Below are 20,680 nucleotides of genomic sequence, written 5' to 3'. Positions count from 1 at the left end.
AAAAGCCTTGAAACCATTGTGTTTCAAGGCTTTTTTGAAGATTGGAGGCCCCCCATGACAGAGAAAACCTTACCCGCCTGCCCGGTGGAGACCACGTTAGCCCTCATCAGCAGCAAGCGGAAGGTACCAACCCTCCGGGACCTGCTCCCCGGTGCCAAGCGCTGGGGGGAGGCCTACAAAGCCCAAAACCTCTGAACCCTTCCGCCCTTCATGGTTTTTCTCCCCCCACTTTGGGTACAATGAACCCAAACACCAAAGGAGGGGAACCATCATGTCAAGCAATCGTTACGCCGGGACCCAGACGGAGCAAAACCTCCGCACCGCCTTTTCCGGGGAGTCCGAGGCCCGGAACAAATACACCTTTTTTGCCTCTGTGGCCAAGCGGGAGGGCTTTGAACAAATTGCGGCGCTGTTCTTAAAAACCGCCGAAAATGAGCGGGAGCACGCCAAGCTGTGGTTCAAGGAGCTGGGAGGCTTGGGGGACACCGCCGCCAACCTTCTCTCCGCCGCCCAGGGGGAGAACTACGAGTGGACGGACATGTACGCCGGTTTTGCCCGAACCGCCGAGGCAGAGGGCTTCCCAGAGCTGGCCAAAAAATTCCGCATGGTAGGGGAGATTGAAAAGCACCACGAGGAGCGCTACCGGGCGCTGCTGAACAACGTGGAGACCGCCACCGTCTTTGCCAAAAGCGACATCAAGGTCTGGGAGTGCCGCAACTGCGGCCACATCGTGGTGGGCACCAAGGCCCCAGAGCACTGCCCTGTCTGCAACCATCCCCAGAGCTTTTTTGAGCTGCGGGCAGAGAACTATTAAAGCCGTACAACACAACCCCCTCAGCCCATCCTTTCGGCATGGGCTGAGGGGGTTGTCTGTTGTGGTGGTGTGGGGTCAGCGCTGGTATTCAAAGTCCAGGTTATAGAGGCTCACCAGGTCCCCATCCTGGATGCCCATTTCCTCCAAGCGGTCAAAGAGCCCGGCGGAGCGGAGCATCCGGTCGAACCAGTTCCGGGACTCGTAGTTGGAAAAGTTCACGTTGGCCATGATCTTTTGCAGCCACGGCCCCTCAATGATCCACACGTCGTCCTCGTGGCGGATGGTGAGGGGTTCCGAGGTGTCCACCTGGGGCGGACGCTCCACATACTCCGGCTCATACACCCGCACCGGGGGCAGGTGCGCCAGCTCCCCGGCGGCGGCCTTCATCAGCTCCCGCACCCCCATGTGGGCAGCGGCGGAGAGCTCATAGAAGGGCAGGCCCTGGGCCTCCACGTGGGCTTTCAGGGCTTCCAACAGGCTGCGGTCCTCCAAAATGTCTGTCTTGTTGGCAGCCACCAGCATTTTTCGCTGGGCCAGGTCTGGGTTGTAGGCCCGGAGCTCCTCGTTGATGGCCTCGAAATCCGCCACCGGGTCCCGTCCCTCGCTGCCGGACACATCCACAATGTGGATCAACAGGCGGCAGCGGTCGATGTGCCGCAGGAAGTCGTGGCCCAAGCCCGCCCCCTCCGCGGCCCCCTCGATGATGCCGGGGATGTCCGCCAGAACGAAGGAGACCCCTTCGTCCACAAAGACCACCCCCAGGTTGGGGAAGAGGGTGGTGAAATGGTAGTCGGCGATTTTAGGCCGGGCCTTGGTGGCCACAGACAGCAGGGTGGATTTCCCCACATTGGGGAAGCCCACCAGCCCCACATCTGCCAGGAGCTTTAGTTCCAGGAGCACCACCCGTTCGATCCCCGGCAGGCCTGCTTTGGCGAACTGGGGGGTTTGCCGGGTGGGGGTGGCGAAGTGCTTGTTGCCCCAGCCGCCGTTGCCCCCCCGGCACAGGACGAAGGGGGCGTCGTCGGACATGTCCCGGATGATCTCCTTCGTCTCCGCGTCCCGCACCACGGTGCCCCGGGGGACCTTGATGATGAGAGGGGCGCCATCCTTGCCGGTGCAGCGCTTGCCGGAGCCGTTGCCGCCGTTTTCCGCCACATACTTGCGCTTGTAACGAAAATCCATCAGGGTGGACATGCGCTCGTCCACTTGCAGGATGATGTCGCCGCCCCGGCCGCCGTCGCCGCCGTCGGGGCCGCCAGCGGCCACATATTTCTCCCGGTGGAAGGCCACCGCGCCGTTTCCGCCGGCCCCGGACTTGACGGTGATCCGGGCGGTATCAATGAATGTGTTTGCCATAGGGCCCTCCTTGTCAGGGAATCTGGAAAGCCCCGAACGAAGCTCGTTCGGGGCTTTGGGGTTATTCGGAAATGGCTTCCACGATGGAAACCTGCTTGCGGTCCTTACCCAGCCGCTCAAACTTAACGCGGCCGTTCTTCAGGGCGAACAGGGTGTCGTCCTTACCGATGCCCACGTTGGTGCCGGGATGGATATGGGTGCCGCGCTGGCGGACCAGGATATTCCCGGCCAGCACAAACTGGCCGTCGCCCCGCTTGACGCCCAGGCGCTGCGCCATAGAATCACGGCCGTTCCGGGTGGAACCGACGCCCTTCTTATGTGCGAAGAACTGAAGTCCGATATGAAGCATAGTTACACCTCCATGACGATGATGTGTTGGGGATATTCCTCCTGGAGCTGGACGAAATAGACCATCAGGGCGGTGAGCAAGGTTTGGCACACCCCGTCGGCCTCTCCCTCCAGCTTGCGGGGGAGCTTGATGGTAATGGATGCGTCCCGCTCTCTGACCTTCACCGGGGCTTCCAGCCCCAGCACGTCGTTGATGGCGCACTCGGTGAGGCGGACGGCGCTGGTGATGGCGGCGCACAGGACGTCCTCTCCCGCTTCGGCCAAGCCGCTGTGCCCCTCCACGGAGAAGGAGACCATGCGCCCGGCCTCAATGGCGAAGGAAGCGGTAGTCATCAGGCGTTGATCTTCTTGATCTCAACCTTGGTGTAGGGCTGACGGTGGCCCTGGCGCAGACGGTAGCCCTTCTTGGGCTTATACTTGAAGATAACGACCTTCTTGCCCTTGCCGTTTTTCACCACGGAAGCGTCCACGCTGGCACCCTCCACCACGGGAGCGCCGAACACGGGCTTGTCCCCCAGCACGGCCAGGACCTTGTCGAATTTCACGCTGTCGCCGGCCTCGTTGGGGAGCTTTTCGATGAAGAGGGTGTCGCCCTCGGCCACCTTATACTGCTTCCCGCCGGTCTCGATGATTGCTGTCATGCTAATTGCACCTCTTTCCTTAAATACGGGCTCGCTGTCGGGGGCGAGGGGGCCAAGGGTGGCCCGCCTGCTTACATAACCCAGTCAAAGCGGCTTTGATAGTATAGCAAGGCAGCAGGGAATTGTCAAGGGATTTTGGAGAAAAAGGCAGGAAAAGCGCCCGACGGCGTTATTCCGTTTTCTTTACCACAGGTATCCACACCTCATACTGTGCGTTCTGTGGGTCTGGGTTTAAGTAGACCTCAATATCCGGGGCGTTGGCGTATTCATATCCGGAGGTGGGGAGCCACTCGGTGACCACCCGCTGTTCCAATTCCTGTATCGACTGGTTGGTCCCTGCCCCGGAAAAGATGGCCCAGGTAGATGCAGGCACGGTATATTCTTCCCATTCATTGCTTGTCTTTGTGCTGGAAACGGCAATGAAATATCTCCATGCTTCCTCATCATTGCAGACGCTTACGCCCAAAAGCCCCATGGGCGGCGTATCCATCATCCCCGCCAACTTCTCTATGGTCCCATTGGCAGACGCCTCCTGCCACATGGTTGGCACAACCATAAAATTATTTTCCAGCTCCTTGTCCAGGGGTGCGGACACCCCCATGATACGGAATGCTTCCTTTGTTTCGATTCTATACTTCATTTCTGTCGCTCCTTTTACAGCAATACGAAACACAATGGGGGAAAAAGAGTTCACAGGCACGCCCTCATCCTTTGCGGCCGACGGGGCTATTCCGTGAAAAGACTGGAACGCCCTGTTAAACGCCGTGGGGGAACGGTAGCCGTACTTCTCCGCAATATCAATGATCCGCGCGCCCCCACCCCGCAAGTCCACCGCTGCCAAGGACAGCTTTCTCCTTCGGATATACTCCGCCAGCGTGATGCCCGCCATATACGTAAACATCCTCTGGTAGTGGTAGGTGGAGCAGCAGGCAATCCGCCCAAGCTGTTCATGGTCAATTTCACCCGTCAAATGTTCTTCAATATACGCCATGCTTTGGTTCAATCGTTCCACCCATTCCATGAGATACCTCCCGATCCATATATGTGGTTTGTGCTTTATTATAAAGCGTATTCTAACCGGTTTCCTCTCTATCCTTGCACAAAAAAGAGAGGCAAGCTACGTTGGCCAGGTCTATGCCGAATGATATCCGGGGCAAATAAAGGAACTGGTTAGAGCACTGAAACGCAATATGCAACTAAAAACAGTTGCATATTGCAGTGGGTTATAGTATCATAATCATAAGCGGGGGTGTACCCTATGGGACAAAAAGAAAAACTACTGAAACGCTTAAAAACGCGACCCAAAGATTTTACCTTTGATGAGGCGGAAGCCTTGTTACATTATTTCGCTTACCGCCGGTCCAACAAAGGGAAAACCAGTGGGTCCAGAGTCATGTTTATTTCTCCGGAGCATCCGCCCATTTTGCTGCACAAGCCCCATCCGAGAAAAGAACTGCTGGACTATCAGGTAAAGCAATTGATAGAACTATTGAAACAGGAGGGTATTCTATGAGCAACACAATGGAATACAAAGGGTACCTTGGAAGCGTTGAGTTTTCCGAAGCGGACGCATTGCTGTTCGGCAAGGTGATGGGGATACGAGCATTGATCTCCTACGAAGGGGAAAGCGCCCGCATTTTGGTAGATAGCTTTCACGCTGCTGTGGATGAATATTTGGAGCTGTGTGCCATGGAAGGCATTGAACCGGAACGGGCATACAAGGGCAGCTTCAATGTCCGCATCTCCCCGGAGCTCCACAAGCAAGCGGCGCTCACAGCCATGGCCCAGCAGATGTCCTTGAACCGTTTTGTGGAACAGTCGATTCAGATGGCCGTGCTGGCGCGAAAGGAATCCCGGGGGGCATAAGGCCGGCCGCAACCAATACTTGCGGAAAATGGAACATAGGTGTTCTTCCCTTTTCCCTTTGTTTTGTGTAGAATAGCCTTGCGTAAAACAAGCGGAAAGGGTGTGGTTGACATGCGTTTACAGGAAAAACTACTTGCGTTGAGAAAGGCACAAAAGCTGTCCCAGGACGATGTTGCGGAACAGTTGAACGTCACCCGGCAGGCAATTTCCAGGTGGGAGTCCGGAAAATCCGTGCCATCCACGGAAAATTTGATTGCGATTGCGGAATTGTTCCAGGTTCCCCTACACCTACTGGTGGATTCTGCGGCCACCCTTGAAGAGGGCCTCATCGTTGCAGACATTCCAGGGGAGGCAAGCAGGAACGAACGGCCTGCCCCTCCCCGCAAGGCTGTTTCATGGGCGCGGCTTCAGGCCAGCTTGGGCCTTTGTATCTTGGCCCTCCTTGCATTCACGGCACATGGTGTTTATACGCTTTTGGAGCGTGACCCCGATGAACCTAGGGTGGTGGTTGCCGCTGTACCCGGGAACCACCCAGAGATATCTCCCTCCCAGGATGGCTCGATTGCATTGATCTCTGCATCGAACCGGCAGGAGATCGGCCAGGAGACCGTGCTCCAGTTTGACGGGCAATCCCCAACGGCACTCCCAGGGCCCATCATTTCTTTCGTGGAAAGTGATGAAATTCTGCTTCCCAGCATGATACAGGAGGTGAAGATGCAGGGCAAAAAGACCCCTGAACTGATGGCCCCCAATGGTGTGATGGGGATATTCACCAAAGATGATGGCAGCGGATGGACCCTCAAGGCGGGAGAAACCCTGTATTGGGACTTTGAAACATATCCCTTCTTCGACGGCCGCGCTCAAACCCTGTCCGTTGGCTCCATCAAAAACGGGATGCTGTGTCGTGCCACCGTACACGAAAGGGCAGAACGCGGCCGCTATTGTGTGCAGGCCGTGGAAGACGGCACGTATTACATTTATTTTATCTGCTGTTCCTCGGACAGAATTTCTCTCAAAGAGGGGAGCATTGGTATCCAATCGTAGCTGGCATAAAAACAACACAGCAGGGCTTTGCTAGGGTTTATCGTAAAGTCCTGCTGTGATTTTTTGTCAAACGGGGCGTCGGGATGGGGCGATTCCATCTTATTTCAGCGTCGCCGCCAACGCCACCCATCCGTTCTTCTCCAAGCGCCGCAAGAGCCGCAGCCCGCTGCCCTCCAAGGCGGCGGCCACCTCGTCCCCCCGGGTGTCGATGATGCCGGAGCACAGGAAGGTGCCCCCCTGTTCCAGCAGCTTGGGCACCACCGGGGCCAGGGGGATGATCACATCCGCCACGATGTTGGCCAGCACCAGGGGGGCCCGTCCCGCTGCCAGCTCCGCCACCAGGGCGTCGTCGCTGAGGACGTTCCCCGCCAGGAAGCGGCAGCGGTCCTTCCCCAAGCCGTTGAGGGCGGCGTTCTCGTAGGCCACATCCACCGCCTTGGGGTCGATGTCCACCCCAGTGGCGTGGCTGGCCCCCAAAGCCAGGGCGGCCACCGCCAGGATGCCGCTGCCACAGCCCAAGTCCAGCACAGGACGACCGGGGACCACATAGTCCTCCACCCCTTCCAGACACAGCTGGGTGGAGGCGTGGGAGCCGGTGCCGAAGGTGAGGCCGGGGTTCATCAGCAGGCGCACCCGCCCTTCTGGCGCCGGGGACGTATCCCGCTCCCACTCCGGGACAATGTACAGCCGCTGGCCGATGGACAGGGGCCGGTAATACTTCTGCCAGCTATGGGCCCAGTCGTACTCCCGCAGGCGGAGGGAGGTATAGGGCCGGTCCAGCCCCGCCAGGTACTGGGCAAGCTGTTTCTGCCCATCGGCGTCGTCGGTGACGTAAAACTTCACCCGGGAGACGCCCTTCATCTGTTCCAAGAGTGTATCGTCCACATAGTCCCAATACTGCCGGTTCTCTTCCAGGAAGGCTTGAAACTCCCCCTCCTCCTCCGTCACCAGGCCGGGAACGCCGTTGGCAATGAGCCGGGCACAAATGCCGTCCAGCTCCTCCGCCTTGGCGTCGAGGATAATTTCCAGCCACATACTGTCTTCCATGGTGTGTCCTCCTAAATCATATCCCTTAGAAAAAGCCCCCGGCGCTGATGGAGCGCCGGGGGCTCTTGCTATTCTTTGGCTTAGAAACCGCAGTCGCGGGTCCAGACGGACGCCATAGCGGGGCCGCCGCCGACGCACATGGAGGTGCCGCCGATGGTGGTGCCCTGGCGCTCCATCTCGTAGAGCATGGTTACCAGGATACGCATGCCGGTGCAGCCGATGGGGTGGCCCAGGGAGATGCCGGAACCGTTGACGTTGGTACGGTCCAGGTCCACAGTCCAGCCGTGGTTCTCCTTCAGCTTGCGGCCAGCGCCCAGGAACTGGGCGGCAAAGGCCTCGTTGATCTCCCAGTAGTCCACGTCGGAGAAGGTCATGCCCGCGCCCTTCAGGCACTTGGGGATGGCATAGGCGGGGCCGATGCCCATGTACTTGGGCTCCACGCCGGCGGAGCAGCTGTTGATGTACTTAGCCATGGGCTTCAGGCCCAGCTCCTTGGCCTTCTCCACGGACATGATGATGGCAGCAGCTGCCGCGTCGTTGATGCCGGAGGCATTGGCAGCGGTGGTAACACCGTCGGGGGTGAACACGGCCTTCATCTTGGAGATGGTGTCATAGCTGCAGTTGCGGATGGGGTGCTCGTCGGTGTCCAGGATGATGTCGCCCTTCTTCTTGTTGTGGACCACGATGGGCACGATCTCGTCCTTGAACTTCCCGCCGTCGATGGCGGCGCAGGCACGGTTGTGGCTGATGACGGCCAGCTCGTCGCACTCCTTACGGGTGACGTTGCACAGCTTTGCCACGTTGTCGGCGGTAACGCCCATGTGGCCGGGGACCAGGGAGTCATACAGGGCGTCGTGGATCAGGCTGTCGAAGAGCTCCGCGCCGCCCTCGGTGGGGATGCCGCCCATGCGGTAACCCATACGGGCCTTGGGGAGCATGAAGGGTGCCTGGGTCATGTTCTCCACGCCGATGACCAGGCCGATGTCAGTCTTGCCCAGGATGACGTTCTGGCAAGCAATTTCCATGGCGCGCAGGCCGGAAGCGCAGTTCTGGTTCACGGTGACAGCGCTGCTCTCAAGGGGCAGGCCGATACGCATGGACACCTGGCGGGCAGGCAGGGAGCCCTGCATGCCGGGATAGCACTCGCCCATAACCACTTCGTCGATGGTGTTGATGTCAATGCCAGCGCGCTTGATGGCCTCCTTACCGGCGGTGATGGCCAGCTCTCTGGCGGAAACGTCCTTAAACTGACCCTGGAACTTACCGATTGCAGTACGGCAAGCGCTGACAATGACTACCTCTCTCGTTTGCATGATGAGATAACCTCCTAATACTTTATTTGTTCATTTTGTACCAAAATGGACTGATTCAATTCTGGGGTGCTTATATTATACATCAAAACAGATGCCTGTCAAGGGAAGGACGGGAATTGTTCAGAAAATTCGCTGGTGTTTTTGGAGGGGAAAACCTTGTATTTATCATACAAACTATGTATAATGGGGAAAAGATGTCCACCGAGCCAGGTTTTTTCTCGCCTGCTTATCCTACAGAAATGAGAGTACGTTTATGCCCAAACTTCCCGAACAGTATTTCGACGCCACCCTGGGCTTCTCCCTGGAGCTGGCCAGAGACAGCGAAAATTTCCCCAAGAAGGCCCTTTCCCTCCTGGACAAGCACTTTGGCTTCCGCCGCAGCATCTTTTTCCCCTGCAGCCGCGCCATCTTCGCCGGGGGCCAGACCCGCCGGGCCGGGGGGCTGAGCAACTATGTCACCTATGGCATCCGCTACGGCCTGATGTACGACTATAAGGAGCGCCTCCACCGGGAGGACGCCTTCCGCTACGCCCGCCTGCCTGCCCAGCTCCAAGGCCAGCGGGTAATCTGCACCGAAGACCTGCCCACCCAGGCGGAGTTCCGCCGCAGCTCCTTTGGGGAGCAGCTGGCGGCGGAGGACATGGCCCACCAGGCTGTGCTGTACTTCTACGCCAACGAACAGATCATCGGCTCCCTGGGCCTGTTCCGCTCCCAGGAGGAGGGGCCCTTCTCCCAGGTGCGGGGGCTGCTGGAATACTTGGCCGAGCTCATCGAGGCCAACTACCAGAGCTATCTGCGCCACAGCGGCGAGGCCCGCTTCCACGACAGCTTCACCCTCTTCTACCAGGATATCAAGCTGGGGGCGGTGATCCTCAACCAGGACATGACCGTCCTTCAGGCCAACAGCGCCGCCAAGGAGATCAGCCAGATCTTTTGGGAGCAGTACCGCCACAACCAGGGCCACTTCCTGCGCAGCAACTACCAGGGGGACGCCCAGTTCCGAGAAGTCCAGACCATGATCAACGAGGTCAGCGACCGCCTGAGCACCCAGGGGGGCAGCAGCCAGACCATCACCTCCCTGGCGGGGGATATCACCTTTTACCACACCTCCTTCCTCTCCACCAGCTCCGCCGGCCTCATTCAGACCTGGCACCTGATGCTCATCACCTGCCAGACCAAGCAGCTCCCCAAGAGCCGCAACCACCCCTACAACGCCCTGACCCAGCAGGAACGGCGGATTGTCTACTACCTGGCGTCGGGGATGAAAAACGAACAGATCGCCGAGGAGCTCCACATCAGTATCTACACCGTGCGCACCCACATTGCCAACATCTATAAAAAGTTCGAGGTCAACAACAAAGTGGACCTGCTCATGCGCCTGCAACCCATTTTGAAGGAGCAGGAGGCAGGGAAGCACGAAAACACTGCTCTGTGAGAGAGAGAAACATGAACCGACTAAGGGAACTACGCCAAAAGCGGGGCTACACACAAGTCAAGATGCAAATGCTCACAGGCATCGACCAGAGCGATTACTCTAAGCTGGAAACCGGAAAACGGTACTACAGCTTGGAACAGTGCAAGCGCATTGCCCTAGCCCTGGACACCAGCATGGATTACCTGGCAGGGCTCACCGACCAGGAAGCACCCTATCCCAGAGGGGAACCTACAGCGAAGCGTTAAAAAAACAATGCCTCAAAAATGGCTTCGCTTCTTGACTACCTGTAAATGATCCGCAGGAGGACTTGCCCTCCTGCGGATCATTTTTTCATTAACGTTCGTTCTCTCTTGCTCCATCAGAGGGTTCCATCAAGATAAGCTCTGGGTCCTCCGCCTCCAAAAACAGCTCCTCGCACTTGCGCTGGGCAGCAATTAAGGTGTTGATGGCGTTTTCTGTTTCTTTCACCATGATATGGTACATCTTTTTGTAATCCAACATTTCCTCATCCTCCTATGTTAGCGATATTGTGATTATACCCACAATATCCATTTTTGACAATCCCCAATATAATGGGCAAAAGAGCTGGATGGGTGGTGATTACGATCTTTGACTATGCGCCATTGTGGGAGACAATGAGGAAGAAGAACGTGACACAATACCAACTCATCAAGCAAGGGATCGACAACAAGACGCTGGATTCCCTGAAAAAGAATCGGAATATCACCATGATTACACTGGAACGTCTGTGCAAGATCATTGATTGCACCCCAAACGATGTCGTCCGATTTGATAAGTAGTGAAGAAAATGTCTGAAGGAATCAAGCAGGATTTATCCATAGGGCAAAACTTAAAACGTTTACGGCATCGGGCAGGACTGTCACAAGAAGCTGTAGCGGCCAAACTGCAACTGCAAGGCATTTCCATTAGCCGGGAGATGCTCTCCCAAATGGAGCTGGGACGGTACAATATACGGGTCACGATATTGGTTGCGTTAAAAGAGTTGTATGGTGCAACGTTCGATGAATTTTTTGAGGGGCTATCTTTGGGGCATTAAAGACGCTATGGCTTAGGCCCCCAGCAAGAGCCCTCTTTTCAAGATGAAGGCCCGTGACGGGTGATTACAAGTTTCTCACACCAAAAGGAGGGGGACACAACATAGCAGTTGTGTCCCCCTCCTTCTTGTTGGATATCAATATTTTATCGATCAGAAGCGGAAATCCCGCTCCCCCTGGCCGATCTTGCTGAGCTTATCCTCTGTAAAGCTGCGCACCTTCTCGTTGGGGATGTGCTCCAACTGCTCTTGGATGCAGCGTTCCCCCACAGCCTTGGTGTCTGGGGCAGCGTAGTCCTCCAAATACTCCTGCAAGGTCATCAGGGCGTTGGGCAGGCAGCAGTTTTGAATCTGCCCGGACTTGCACAGGGACATGAAACGGTCCCCGGTGCGGCCCTCCCGGTAGCAGGCGGTGCAGAAGGAGGGGATATAGCCCTTGTCCATGAGCCAGTGGACCACCTGGTCCAGGGTGCGGCGGTCAGAGACGTCAAACTGGGCGGAGTTCTCCTCCTCCGGCTCCTCCTCCACGTAGCCCCCCACACTGGTGCGGGAGCCCCCGGAGATTTGGGAGATGCCCAGGTGCAGCACCCGCTCCCGGACCTTGGCGCTCTCCCGGGTGGAGACGATCATGCCGGTGTAGGGCACCGCCACCCGGATGCAGGCCACCAGCTTGGCAAAGAGGTCGTCGGAGATGCCGTTGTCAAAGGCGCCGGGGTCGATGTCGTCGGCGGGGCAGACCCGGGGGACGCTGATGGTGTGGGGGCCCACGCCGAACACCGCCTCCAAATGCTCCGCGTGCATCAAGAGCCCGGCGAACTCGTAGCGGTAGCCCTCTAGGCCGAAGAGGACGCCCAAGCCCACGTCGTCAATGCCCCCCTCCATGGCCCGGTCGTGGGCCTCGGTGTGGTAGGCATAGTCCCGTTTGGGGCCGGTGGGGTGGAGCTTTTCATAGCTCTCCTTGTGGTAGGTCTCTTGGAAGAGGATGTAGGTGCCGATTCCCGCCTCGTGGAGCTTTCGATAGTTTTCCACTGTGGTGGCGGCGATGTTCACGTTCACCCGGCGGATGGCCCCGTTCTTATGCTTGATGGAATAGATGGTCTGGATGCTCTCTAAGATGTATTCAATGGGGTTGTTCACCGGGTCCTCCCCGGCCTCCAAGGCCAGGCGCTTGTGGCCCATGTCCTGAAGGGCAATCACCTCGGCCCGGATTTCCTCCTGGCTCAGCTTTTTCCGGGCGATGTGCTTGTTTTTCAGGTGGTAAGGACAGTAGAGGCAGCCGTTGACGCAGTAGTTGGACAGGTACAGGGGGGCAAACATGACGATGCGGTTGCCGTAAAAGTCCTTTTTGATCTGCTCCGCCAGGGCATACACCTTTTGCACCTTGTCCTCTAGCTCACAGGCCAGGAGGACGGAGGCCTCCCGGTGGCTGAGGCCCTTGCGCTCCCGGGCTTTGGTCAGGATCTGGTCGATGAGGGCGGCGTCGGTCTTGTGGGCGTCGGCGTAGGCCAGGGTGTCTAAAATCTCCTGGTGGTCAATAAACTCCTCCGCCTGTCTGGATTTGGGATCGTACATACTTGTTCTTCCTTTCTTTCCGGTCAGCACATAGCTTCCCCGTCAGTTCTTGGTTGATTTCTTTTGTCTCCCCGGTGGACCACCACCTGGCAGCCGATGGCGGCCAGGCGTTCCGCCAGGCCGTCCCGGCCCTGGGCGGATTCGGCCCCGGTGTTGAGCTTGTTATCGTAGAGGGCATACTTCCCCCGGACCTGGGCCGGGGAGAGGTTGGGCATACACACGTTGGCCCCCGCCTGGACCCCCAGCTCCCGGCCCTGGGGATGGAGGGTCCCCAGGGCGGTGGTGGCGGGAAGCAGGACACTGGGGAGCAGCAGCCGGGTGAGGCCCAGGAGGAAGAGGGTCAGTTCCAGCTCTCCCGGGGGCTCCCCACCAAAGGGGGTGTCCTTTTGGGGGAGGAAGGGGCCGATGCCCACCATGTCCGGCTGGAAACGCTGCAAAAAGCACAAATCCTCCGCCAGATGTTCCAGGGTCTGGCCGGGGGTCCCCACCATGAAGCCGCACCCCACCTGATAGCCAATCTCCTTCAAGTCCCAGAGGCAGCGCTTCCGGCGTTCCGGGGACATGCCCTGGGGGTGGAGGCTCCGATAGTGGGCGTCGTTGGCGGTCTCATGGCGCAGGAGATAGCGGTCTGCCCCGGCGTCATACCAGCGCTGGTAGTCCTCCCGGCTGTGCTCCCCCACAGAGAGGGTCAGGGCACAGTCCGGGTGGGCGGCCTTGATGGCCCGGATGAGCGTTTCCAACCGGTCTGGGGTAAAATAGGGGTCCTCCCCCCCTTGGAGGACAAAGGTACGGTAGCCCAGGGCATAGCCCTCCCGGCAGCAGGCCAAAATCTCCTCCTGGGTGAGCCGGTAGCGCTGGGCACAGGGGTTGGAGCGGCGGATGCCGCAGTAGAGGCAGTCGTTTTTGCAGACGTTGGTGAATTCAATGAGCCCCCGGACATACACCGTATCCCCGTAATACCGCCGCCGCAGGCGGACGGCCCGTCCAAAGAGGTCCTGGGCCAGGGCCGGGGTACGGCCCCGGAGGAGGGCGGCGAACTCCCCTTGGGTGAGGGATTCCCCTGCCTCCAGGCGATCCAGACGGGAGGTCATTTCCCCTCCTCCGGGAGCTTGGAATAGACCGCCTTGGCCGTGACGCCGGGGAGCATTCCCACCTTCCCCGCCAGGGCGCTGACCACATCCTCCGGGGCATCCAGGACGATGCTGATGATGTTCAGCCCCCGTTCCCGGTGGGGGATGCCCATGCGCCCGATGATATATTCCCTGGCGTCGTGGAGCAGTTGGTTCAGGGGTTCCACAGCGTCGGCGCTGTCCACAATGACCCCCAATAGAGCCACACGGTTTCTTGTCATGTTCGCGTCCTCCGTTCTCAAACAATGAAAAAGCGTACCCTAAGAAGGGTACGCCAACCAAAGCCTTGTGTTCAGGCTGCTGTGTCCCCTTCCCTGTCAGGGCGTGCCCTTCCACGTCAGGTTTCTGTCTCTTAGTATATCCCCAAATGCCCGGTTTGTAAATAGGGAAATGATGAAATTTGTTTCCAGCGTACACAAAAAGCGCACACCCCGTCAAATTCATAACAGGGTGTGCGTGCTTTCTTCTTTTATTGTGCAGCCTCTAGCACTGAGACCCTTTGGTTCAGGTCCTTGCAGGCTGATTTCAACACGATTACATCATTTTCTATGCGCTCCACCCGGTCCATCGGCACAGACGTCCGCTCGACATGCTCCCGCAACATCTCATGCCCTTCCGCCAGCAGCTTGAAGTTCCGCTCAACGTCCACATCCAGTCGAATCTTAATGCCAGAAATATCCGCCTCCATTCTGTCCATGCGGACTTCCATCGAATCCATACGAGCTTCCAAGGAATCTATGCGGGCCTCCACAGAACCCACGCGAGCCTCCAGGGAATCCATACGGGCCTCCATAGAGCCCATGCGCACTTTTACCTCGGAAACATCCGCAGCTATCTGTCCCAGCAGGGCAAGAATCTTTTCTTCGTTTGCCACGGAACTCCCTCCTTCCTGTATAAACCGTCCTTTTCCTCCATTTTACCATGGATCCTGGCTATGTCAATAAACTCCTCAAGGCTGCACGTTAAAAGCTCCCATCGTTCGCCTCAGCGAATCACCATCCCCACCTTCCGCTCGTTCCAGATGGACTCGAAGGTGGCGGCGTTCTCCCAATACTGGTGGACCTGGCCCCGGTTGTAATAGTTATAGGGGTCGGAGATGAAATACCCCTTCTCCGGGTCATAGCCACACACCAGCACGGCGTGGTTGTTGCTCACCAGACGCTGGATGCTGCCCTCGATGTTGTAGTTGCGATAATAGGGCTTGGCCCACCAGAGGGTCATATAGCCCACCACGCAGTTTCCCGCCAAAAGCTCCCGCTGTAGGTCCGTGATACTGGCCCCACGGAAGTCGGCACAGGGGTTCGCCCCGCCGGTGTAGCTGTTGGAATACTCCGCCAGCTTGGCGGGGTAGATGGTGGTGCGGGTGCGCTTGCTGGTGTCGGGGACATAGGGGGAGCCCACAAAGCCCTTCTCCGGGTCGGACTGACTCCGGGGCAGGTTGTCCAAGAAGCTGCGCAGGGCCACATCCCCGGCGAAGCCCTTGGCCTGAAGGCCTCCGAGGGTGGACACCGCCTCACAGCCCACCCAGGCATTGATGCCATCGATCTGGCTGTGATAGGGCACAGAGGGCATTTGATACCCGGCGGAGGTACGGCTCAAGGCCCCGCTGGGGCCGGCGGTATAGGCCCCCACCTGGCTGTCCAGGGCCAGCTTGCCGTTGCGGTCCACATAGAAGAACTCAGCCCCCACATCGTGGAACCCCGGGGTGAAGCGCAGGCTGGACAAATCCACCCCGCCCCAGCGCTCACCACCGCCGGCGGCATTGGGGGTATGGGCCACGGCGGCCTCCGCCACAGTGCTCCCCGCCCAGTGGTCGGGGCCCATGTCGGGGAACAGCCCCAGGGCCAGGAGCTTCGCCGCCTGGGTGCTGTCACCGCTGCGGCCGGTCATGCGGTTGACCACCGCACAGGCCTCCGCCCTGGTCAGCCCTCCCTCGGGGCGGAAGGTCCCATCGGGGTAGCCGCCGATCCATCCCAGAGCGGCGGCTACCCCGATCTGGGCCGCGGCCCAGTGATCCGCTGGAACATCCTGGAAACTGACCTTCCCCTCCGCGTCGGGCCGGAGACGGACCAGCAGGTCCACCAGCTCAGCCCGGGTCATGACATCGTCAGGACGGAAACGGGTCCCGTCGTCAAAGAGGCCCAGGGCACACAGGGCACGCACCGGCTGGGTGTACCACTGGCCGTCGGGCACATCGGTGTAGGTACAGGGCTTGGTCCCCGCGTTGGGGTTTTCCAACAGACGGTAGACAATCTGGGCCCCCTGGGCACGGGTGAGGGTCTGGTCCGGCTGGAACCGCCGGTCCGAGAACCCCGCCAGATAGAGCACATGGTTTTTGGTGAGTACAGCCGTGGCCTCCTGGGGCGGGTCCTCCCCTTCGTCCTCCTCTGGGGCACCGGGGACCGTGGGCTTGCCCAGCAGGGAGCCGTCCTCCGGGTCGTCGGGGACGGTGGGCTTACCCAACAAGGAGCCGTCCTCCGAGTCGTCGGGGACGGTAGGCTTGCCCAACAAGGAGCCGTCCTCCGAGTCGTCGGGGACGGTGGGCTTGCCCAGCAAGGAGCCGTCCTCTGGGGTGGAGGGCTCGGTTTCCACAGACGTTTGGGGGGCAGTGGGTTGCTCCTGGGGCTCTAAGGCCAGGGCAGGCAGGGTGCCCATGGCCATGGCACAGACCAGCAAGGCCGCGAGGGTTCGTTTCATCGGTCTCTCTCTCCTTCTCTATCCGCTCCGCCTGGGTGAGGCGGGATTTCGATTTTTTCATTATAGTGCAGGGTGGGGAGATTGTCAAATTCCCGGGCATGGGCAAACAGCGTCGCAGGAAAGCACCCCCGGACGATATCAAAACCGTCCGGGGGTGCTCCGCTTAAAACCGAGCGTTCCCGCTCTTCCTGGCCTCCCGGGCCACCGCCGCGGCCACGGCATAGGTGGCCCGTTTTTCCAGGGGGGAGGGCAGGATACATTCCGCAGAGAGCTGGCTTTCCGGCACCGTCTCCGCCAGGGCCTGGGCCGCCGCCTGCTTCATGGCCTCGGTGATCTGCACCGCTCCGCAGCTCAGGGCCCCCTTGAACAGCCCGGGGAACACCAGCACGTTGTTGATCTGGTTGGGGACGTCTGAGCGGCCGGTGCCCACCACCGCCGCCCCGTGGGCCTTGGCCACGTCGGGCATGATCTCCGGCACCGGGTTCGCCATAGCCAGGATGATGGCATCCTTGGCCATGGCCTCCACCATCTCCCCAGTCACCAGGCCGGGGCGGGACACGCCAATGAACACGTCCGCCCCCACCAGGGCCTCCGCCAGGCTGCCGCTGCGCTTCTCCTGGTTGGTCAGCGCCGCCAACTGGGCGTGGTGGGGGGCCAGTTGGGGATCCCCCGGGCAGAGGATGCCGTCCTTGTCGCACAGGGTCAGGTGGTAGCCCAAATCCAACAACAGCCGGGCGGCAGCGGCCCCCGCCGCGCCGATGCCGTTGATAACCACCCGCACGTCCTCCTTTTTCTTTCCCACCACCTTCAGGGCGTTGGTGAGGGCGGCGGTGATGACCACGGCGGTGCCGTGCTGGTCGTCGTGGAACACCGGGATGTCACATAGCTCCTTCAACCGCCGCTCCACCTCGAAGCAGCGGGGGGCGGAGATGTCCTCCAAGTTGATGCCCCCAAAGCTCTTGGAGATCAGGGCGATGGTGCGCACCAGCTCGTCCACATCCTGGGTGTCCACGCAGATGGGGAAGGCGTCCACCCCGGCAAACTCCTTGAAGAGGACGCATTTGCCCTCCATCACTGGCATCCCTGCCAGGGGGCCAATATCGCCTAAGCCCAAGACGGCGGACCCATCGGTGATCACCGCCACCATGTTTTTCCGCCGGGTGAGGTCGTAGGCGCGCATGGGGTCCTTTTGTATCTCCAAGCAGGGGGCCGCTACCCCTGGGGTGTAGGCCAGGGACAGGTCCTCCTGGGTGCGGATGGGGCAGCGGGAGACCACCTCTAGCTTCCCCTTGAGCTCTTCGTGCAGAGCGAGAGATTGTGCGCTGATATCCATACGGGATTGCCTCTTTTCTTATCTTGTTCTTCCCTGGGCCGCCACTCTGTGGGTACCTCCCCTCATCGCCAGCCCTGGAAGCGGGTTTTTGGTTCTTTTCGATGCGTGTTCTCTTCTGAAAACGCATTATATCATCTGTTCCGGGTGGAACGCGGCGTCGAAGTCCTCCGGGGTGAACAGCCCCAGGGCCACGGCGGCCTCCTTGAGGGAGATGTCCTCCTTGTGGGCCTTCTTGGCGATTTTGGCCCCGTTCTCATAGCCCACCAGGGGGGTGAGGGCGGTGACAGTCATGAGAGAGCGGTGTAAGTTCTCCGCCATCTTCTCCCGGTTGGCTTGGAGGCCCTCCAAGCAGCGCCGGGTGAAGGAGTCCACCCCGTCGGCCAAAAGGCGCACGGACTGCAAGTAACTGTAGGCCAGCAGGGGCATATAGACGTTGAGCTCAAAGTTCCCCTGGCTGGCGGCCATCCCCACGGCGGCGTCGTTGCCCATCACCTGGACGGCCACCATGGTGAGGGCCTCGCACTGGGTGGGGTTCACCTTCCCGGGCATGATGGAGGACCCCGGCTCGTTCTCCGGGATGAAAATCTCCCCCAGGCCGCAGCGGGGGCCGGAAGCCAACCAGCGCACGTCGTTGGCAAGCTTCATCAGGTTTGCCGCCAGGGCCTTGAGGGCCCCGTGGGAGAACACCAGGGCGTCCTTGGCGGTGAGGGCGTGGAACTTGTTGGGGGCGGTGCGGAAGGGATAGCCGGTCAAATCCGCCGCGTGCTTTGCCGCAGACTCAGCGAAGCCCGCCGGGGCGTTAAGCCCCGTGCCCACGGCGGTGCCCCCCAAGGCCAGCTCATATAGGCCCTCTAGGGAGCTGACAAGCATCTCCCGGGCGTGCTCCACCATGCTCCGCCAGCCGCTGATCTCCTGGGCAAAGGTGATGGGCACCGCGTCCTGCAAGTGGGTGCGGCCGGTTTTCACCGCATCCCAGTTCTCCCTCTCCAACCGCGCCAGGCAGGCGCAGAGCCTTTCCAGGGCCGGGAGCAGGCGCTCCCGCACCGCCAGCACCGCCGAGAGGTGCAGGGCGGTGGGGAAGGTGTCATTGGAGCTCTGGGACATGTTCACGTGGTCGTTGGGGTGCAGGAGCTGGGCCCCAGCCAGGTCGTTGCCATAGTGGGCAATGACCTCGTTGCAGTTCATGTTGGTCTGGGTGCCGCTGCCGGTCTGCCAGACAGAGAGGGGGAAGTGCCCCGCCAGCTCCCCGGCCAGGATGGCCTGGCAGGCGCGTTCAATGAGGGCATAGCGGTCCTCGTCCAGCTTGCCCAGGTCCCGGTTGGCGGCGGCGCAGGCCAGCTTCAGCAGGGCGAAGGCCCGGATCAGGTCTGGGGGCATCTTCTCCTCCCCGATGGGGAAGTTTTCCAGGCTGCGCTGGGTCTGGGCCCCCCAGTGGCGGTCCGCCGGGACGGCCACCTCACCCATGGTGTCGTGTTCCATTCGATAGTCCAAAATATGTTGCCTCCAAGTCAAAAATCAGTGGGCGGGTCATTGCAGGGCCACAGCGCCCAACAGCTCCGACGGCTCCCCCCGGATCACCAGCCCCGCCCGGGCGTCAAAGACCATGGGGGCGGTGTTGAACAGGATGAGCTTATGGCCCTGGTAGGCCTGCATCAGGTTGGCCGCCGGGAAATGGGCCAGGGCGGAGCCGTCAATCACCAGCACGTCCGCCTGGCGCACCGCCTCCATGGCCTGGCTCAGCAGGGCCAGGTCGTAGGGCTCCTCCTTCAGGACGATGGCGGGGCGCACATAGTCGCCGCACATGTCCACGTTGCAGTAGGCGATGGGGGTGGGGCTGTCCATAATGTAGGTAAAATCCAAAAATTTTTCACAGCGGGCGCACCAGTTGCGCATCATGGAGCCTTGGAGCTCCATAACATTCCGGCTGCCCGCCTCCTGGTGGATGCCGTCGATGTTCACCGTCAGCAGGGCTTTTAATCGCCCGTCCTCCTCTAGCTTGGCCAGGAAGTCGTGGGCGGCGCTGGGTTGGGCGTCCAGCATGGGTTGGAGCATCCGGTCCCGGAAGAAGCGGTAGAAGTAAAAGGGGTTGCGCTTCAAAAACGTCAGGGAGAGGATCTCGTCGGGGGGGAATTGATAGCTGTCCAAAAAGCCCTCCTCCATCCGGCGGTAGTCGGGGAACCCCGCCTCCCGGGAGAAGTCCGGGCCGGTGAGGAACACCAGGTTGTCCGTCTCGTTGATCCACTTTTGCAGGGTATATTGCTCCGATGTCATCTCTGTCCTGCCTCCCCGCCCTCAGCGCACTTGAATCTGGGCAAACACCTCACCGATGGGCGCGTGGATGGCCAGGTTCGCCCGGCTGTCCATGCTGGTCTGGGCCTTGTTGATGAGCACCAGACGCTTGCCCCGGTAGTAGTTCACCAGCCCCGCGGCGGGGTACACCACCAGGGAGGTGCCGCCGATGATGAGCATATCCGCTTGGCGGATGGCAGTCACCGAATCGGAGATCACGTTCCCGTCCAAGCCCTCCTCGTAGAGCACCACGTCCGGGCGGACGATGCCATCGCAGCCCTTTTCGTCGCAATAGGGCACCCCCTGGCTCTGGGCGATGTAGGAGGTGGGGAACTTCTTCTTACAGCGGGGGCAGTAGTTGCGCAGGGTGGAGCCGTGGAGCTCATAGACGGTCTTGCTCCCGGCGGCCTGGTGGAGGCCGTCGATGTTCTGGGTGACCACGGCGGTGAGCTTCCCGGCGGCTTCCAGCTCCGCCAGCTTCTGGTGGGCGGGGTTGGGCTGGGCGCCGTCGATGAGCATTTTTTCCCGGTAGAAACGGTAGAACTCCTTGGGTTCCTGGGCGAAAAAGCTGCTGCTGAGGATGGTCTCTGGCGGGTAGTCGTACTGTTGGTTGTACAGCCCGTCTACGCTGCGGAAGTCGGGGATGCCGCTCTCGGTGGACACCCCCGCGCCGCCGAAAAAGACGATGCGGCTGCTCTCGTCGATCCACCGCTGCAAGGTGGCGATGCTTTCCTCCATGAT

At 60.0% G+C, this 20,680-nt stretch carries 25 protein-coding genes and 1 pseudogene; 9 read left to right on the top strand and 17 right to left on the bottom strand.

Annotation, left to right across the window (positions count from 1 at the left end; genetic code table 11):
* Positions 1–54: 54 nt before the first annotated feature.
* Together ACTOZL_RS02875 and rbr are read left to right on the top strand one after the other, a co-directional pair.
* Positions 55–183: pseudogene (locus tag ACTOZL_RS02875) on the top strand (winged helix-turn-helix transcriptional regulator); the annotation flags it as partial.
* 88 nt (positions 184–271) lie between these two features.
* Positions 272–814, top strand: coding sequence for a rubrerythrin (rbr, locus tag ACTOZL_RS02870; RefSeq protein ID WP_482476576.1), 543 nt, complete (start codon positions 272–274; stop codon positions 812–814).
* Positions 815–889: 75 nt separating this feature from the next.
* Here the strand turns inward: rbr and obgE are convergent, their stop codons facing one another.
* The 5 genes from obgE to ACTOZL_RS02845 all read right to left on the bottom strand — a co-directional run bounded on the left by obgE (position 890) and on the right by ACTOZL_RS02845 (position 4,180).
* Positions 890–2,170, bottom strand: coding sequence for a GTPase ObgE (obgE, locus tag ACTOZL_RS02865; RefSeq protein ID WP_482476575.1), 1,281 nt, complete (start codon positions 2,168–2,170; stop codon positions 890–892).
* Between the two features lie 61 nt (positions 2,171–2,231).
* Positions 2,232–2,519, bottom strand: coding sequence for a 50S ribosomal protein L27 (gene rpmA, locus ACTOZL_RS02860; RefSeq protein WP_482476574.1), 288 nt, complete (start codon positions 2,517–2,519; stop codon positions 2,232–2,234).
* 2 nt (positions 2,520–2,521) lie between these two features.
* Positions 2,522–2,851, bottom strand: coding sequence for a ribosomal-processing cysteine protease Prp (locus tag ACTOZL_RS02855; RefSeq protein ID WP_482476573.1), 330 nt, complete (start codon positions 2,849–2,851; stop codon positions 2,522–2,524).
* Positions 2,851–3,159, bottom strand: coding sequence for a 50S ribosomal protein L21 (gene rplU, locus ACTOZL_RS02850; protein ID WP_482476572.1), 309 nt, complete (start codon positions 3,157–3,159; stop codon positions 2,851–2,853). Before rplU ends, ACTOZL_RS02855 begins: the two co-directional genes overlap by 1 nt.
* A gap of 169 nt (positions 3,160–3,328) precedes the next feature.
* Positions 3,329–4,180 (bottom strand): AraC family transcriptional regulator, encoded by an 852-nt coding sequence (locus tag ACTOZL_RS02845; protein ID WP_482476571.1) that lies wholly within the window; start codon positions 4,178–4,180, stop codon positions 3,329–3,331.
* A 237-nt stretch (positions 4,181–4,417) separates the two neighbouring features.
* Between ACTOZL_RS02845 and ACTOZL_RS02840 the strand changes: the two genes are divergently transcribed.
* The 3 genes from ACTOZL_RS02840 (at position 4,418) to ACTOZL_RS02830 (ending at position 6,069) form a co-directional block, all read left to right on the top strand.
* Complete coding sequence (locus tag ACTOZL_RS02840) at positions 4,418–4,672, top strand: type II toxin-antitoxin system HicA family toxin (protein WP_482476570.1); 255 nt, start codon at positions 4,418–4,420, stop codon at positions 4,670–4,672.
* Positions 4,669–5,025, top strand: a complete 357-nt coding sequence (locus ACTOZL_RS02835) for a type II toxin-antitoxin system HicB family antitoxin (protein ID WP_482476569.1) — start codon at positions 4,669–4,671, stop codon at positions 5,023–5,025. Before ACTOZL_RS02840 ends, ACTOZL_RS02835 begins: the two co-directional genes overlap by 4 nt.
* A 111-nt stretch (positions 5,026–5,136) precedes the next feature.
* A complete protein-coding gene (locus tag ACTOZL_RS02830) occupies positions 5,137–6,069 on the top strand; it encodes a helix-turn-helix transcriptional regulator (RefSeq protein WP_482476568.1) in 933 nt (310 codons plus the stop codon).
* Positions 6,070–6,168: 99 nt separating this feature from the next.
* Here ACTOZL_RS02830 and prmA read toward each other — a convergent pair whose 3' ends face one another.
* Positions 6,169–7,116, bottom strand: a complete 948-nt coding sequence (gene prmA, locus ACTOZL_RS02825; RefSeq protein ID WP_482476567.1) for a 50S ribosomal protein L11 methyltransferase — start codon at positions 7,114–7,116, stop codon at positions 6,169–6,171.
* 80 nt (positions 7,117–7,196) lie between these two features.
* Positions 7,197–8,429, bottom strand: a complete 1,233-nt coding sequence (locus ACTOZL_RS02820) for a thiolase family protein (protein WP_482476566.1) — start codon at positions 8,427–8,429, stop codon at positions 7,197–7,199.
* 253 nt (positions 8,430–8,682) lie between these two features.
* Here ACTOZL_RS02820 and ACTOZL_RS02815 point away from each other — a divergent pair, with 253 nt between their 5' ends.
* Both ACTOZL_RS02815 and ACTOZL_RS02810 read left to right on the top strand, forming a co-directional pair.
* A complete protein-coding gene (locus tag ACTOZL_RS02815; protein ID WP_482476565.1) occupies positions 8,683–9,864 on the top strand; it encodes a response regulator transcription factor in 1,182 nt (393 codons plus the stop codon).
* A gap of 11 nt (positions 9,865–9,875) precedes the next feature.
* Complete coding sequence (locus tag ACTOZL_RS02810; RefSeq protein WP_482476564.1) at positions 9,876–10,109, top strand: helix-turn-helix domain-containing protein; 234 nt, start codon at positions 9,876–9,878, stop codon at positions 10,107–10,109.
* Positions 10,110–10,197: 88 nt separating this feature from the next.
* On the opposite strand, the gene ACTOZL_RS02805 is transcribed toward ACTOZL_RS02810, so the two are convergent.
* Positions 10,198–10,365, bottom strand: a complete 168-nt coding sequence (locus ACTOZL_RS02805) for a hypothetical protein (protein WP_482476563.1) — start codon at positions 10,363–10,365, stop codon at positions 10,198–10,200.
* Positions 10,366–10,436: 71 nt separating this feature from the next.
* Here ACTOZL_RS02805 and ACTOZL_RS02800 point away from each other — a divergent pair, with 71 nt between their 5' ends.
* Together ACTOZL_RS02800 and ACTOZL_RS02795 are read left to right on the top strand one after the other, a co-directional pair.
* Positions 10,437–10,664, top strand: a complete 228-nt coding sequence (locus tag ACTOZL_RS02800; protein ID WP_482476594.1) for a helix-turn-helix domain-containing protein — start codon at positions 10,437–10,439, stop codon at positions 10,662–10,664.
* Between the two features lie 8 nt (positions 10,665–10,672).
* Positions 10,673–10,921: a helix-turn-helix domain-containing protein gene (locus tag ACTOZL_RS02795; protein ID WP_482476562.1), complete on the top strand. Its 249-nt coding sequence runs from the start codon at positions 10,673–10,675 to the stop codon at positions 10,919–10,921.
* Positions 10,922–11,071: 150 nt separating this feature from the next.
* Here ACTOZL_RS02795 and hydG read toward each other — a convergent pair whose 3' ends face one another.
* The 9 genes from hydG to ACTOZL_RS02750 all read right to left on the bottom strand — a co-directional run bounded on the left by hydG (position 11,072) and on the right by ACTOZL_RS02750 (position 20,677).
* A complete protein-coding gene (hydG, locus tag ACTOZL_RS02790) occupies positions 11,072–12,490 on the bottom strand; it encodes a [FeFe] hydrogenase H-cluster radical SAM maturase HydG (protein WP_482476561.1) in 1,419 nt (472 codons plus the stop codon).
* Between the two features lie 23 nt (positions 12,491–12,513).
* On the bottom strand, positions 12,514–13,581 hold the full coding sequence (gene hydE / locus ACTOZL_RS02785) for a [FeFe] hydrogenase H-cluster radical SAM maturase HydE (protein WP_482476560.1): 1,068 nt from the start codon (positions 13,579–13,581) through the stop codon (positions 12,514–12,516).
* Positions 13,578–13,841, bottom strand: a complete 264-nt coding sequence (locus ACTOZL_RS02780) for a TM1266 family iron-only hydrogenase system putative regulator (RefSeq protein ID WP_482476559.1) — start codon at positions 13,839–13,841, stop codon at positions 13,578–13,580. The genes hydE and ACTOZL_RS02780 overlap by 4 nt, the downstream gene beginning before the upstream one ends.
* 248 nt (positions 13,842–14,089) lie before the next feature.
* Positions 14,090–14,494, bottom strand: coding sequence for a hypothetical protein (locus ACTOZL_RS02775; RefSeq protein ID WP_482476558.1), 405 nt, complete (start codon positions 14,492–14,494; stop codon positions 14,090–14,092).
* A gap of 110 nt (positions 14,495–14,604) precedes the next feature.
* Entirely contained in the window at positions 14,605–16,317 is a 1,713-nt protein-coding gene (locus ACTOZL_RS02770; protein WP_482476557.1) for an S-layer homology domain-containing protein, read from the bottom strand.
* 163 nt (positions 16,318–16,480) lie between these two features.
* Positions 16,481–17,650, bottom strand: coding sequence for an NAD(P)-dependent malic enzyme (locus ACTOZL_RS02765; RefSeq protein ID WP_482476556.1), 1,170 nt, complete (start codon positions 17,648–17,650; stop codon positions 16,481–16,483).
* Between the two features lie 126 nt (positions 17,651–17,776).
* Positions 17,777–19,141: a class II fumarate hydratase gene (gene fumC, locus ACTOZL_RS02760; RefSeq protein WP_482476555.1), complete on the bottom strand. Its 1,365-nt coding sequence runs from the start codon at positions 19,139–19,141 to the stop codon at positions 17,777–17,779.
* A gap of 36 nt (positions 19,142–19,177) precedes the next feature.
* Positions 19,178–19,921: a Sir2 family NAD-dependent protein deacetylase gene (locus ACTOZL_RS02755; protein ID WP_482476554.1), complete on the bottom strand. Its 744-nt coding sequence runs from the start codon at positions 19,919–19,921 to the stop codon at positions 19,178–19,180.
* A 21-nt stretch (positions 19,922–19,942) separates the two neighbouring features.
* On the bottom strand, positions 19,943–20,677 hold the full coding sequence (locus ACTOZL_RS02750) for an NAD-dependent protein deacylase (RefSeq protein WP_482476553.1): 735 nt from the start codon (positions 20,675–20,677) through the stop codon (positions 19,943–19,945).
* Between the last annotated feature and the right edge of the window lie 3 nt (positions 20,678–20,680).

The sequence above is a fragment of the Evtepia sp. genome, from assembly GCF_056797215.1.
Note: the sequence above shows the minus strand (reverse complement) of the source record. Positions and strands in the feature narration are given on the sequence as shown.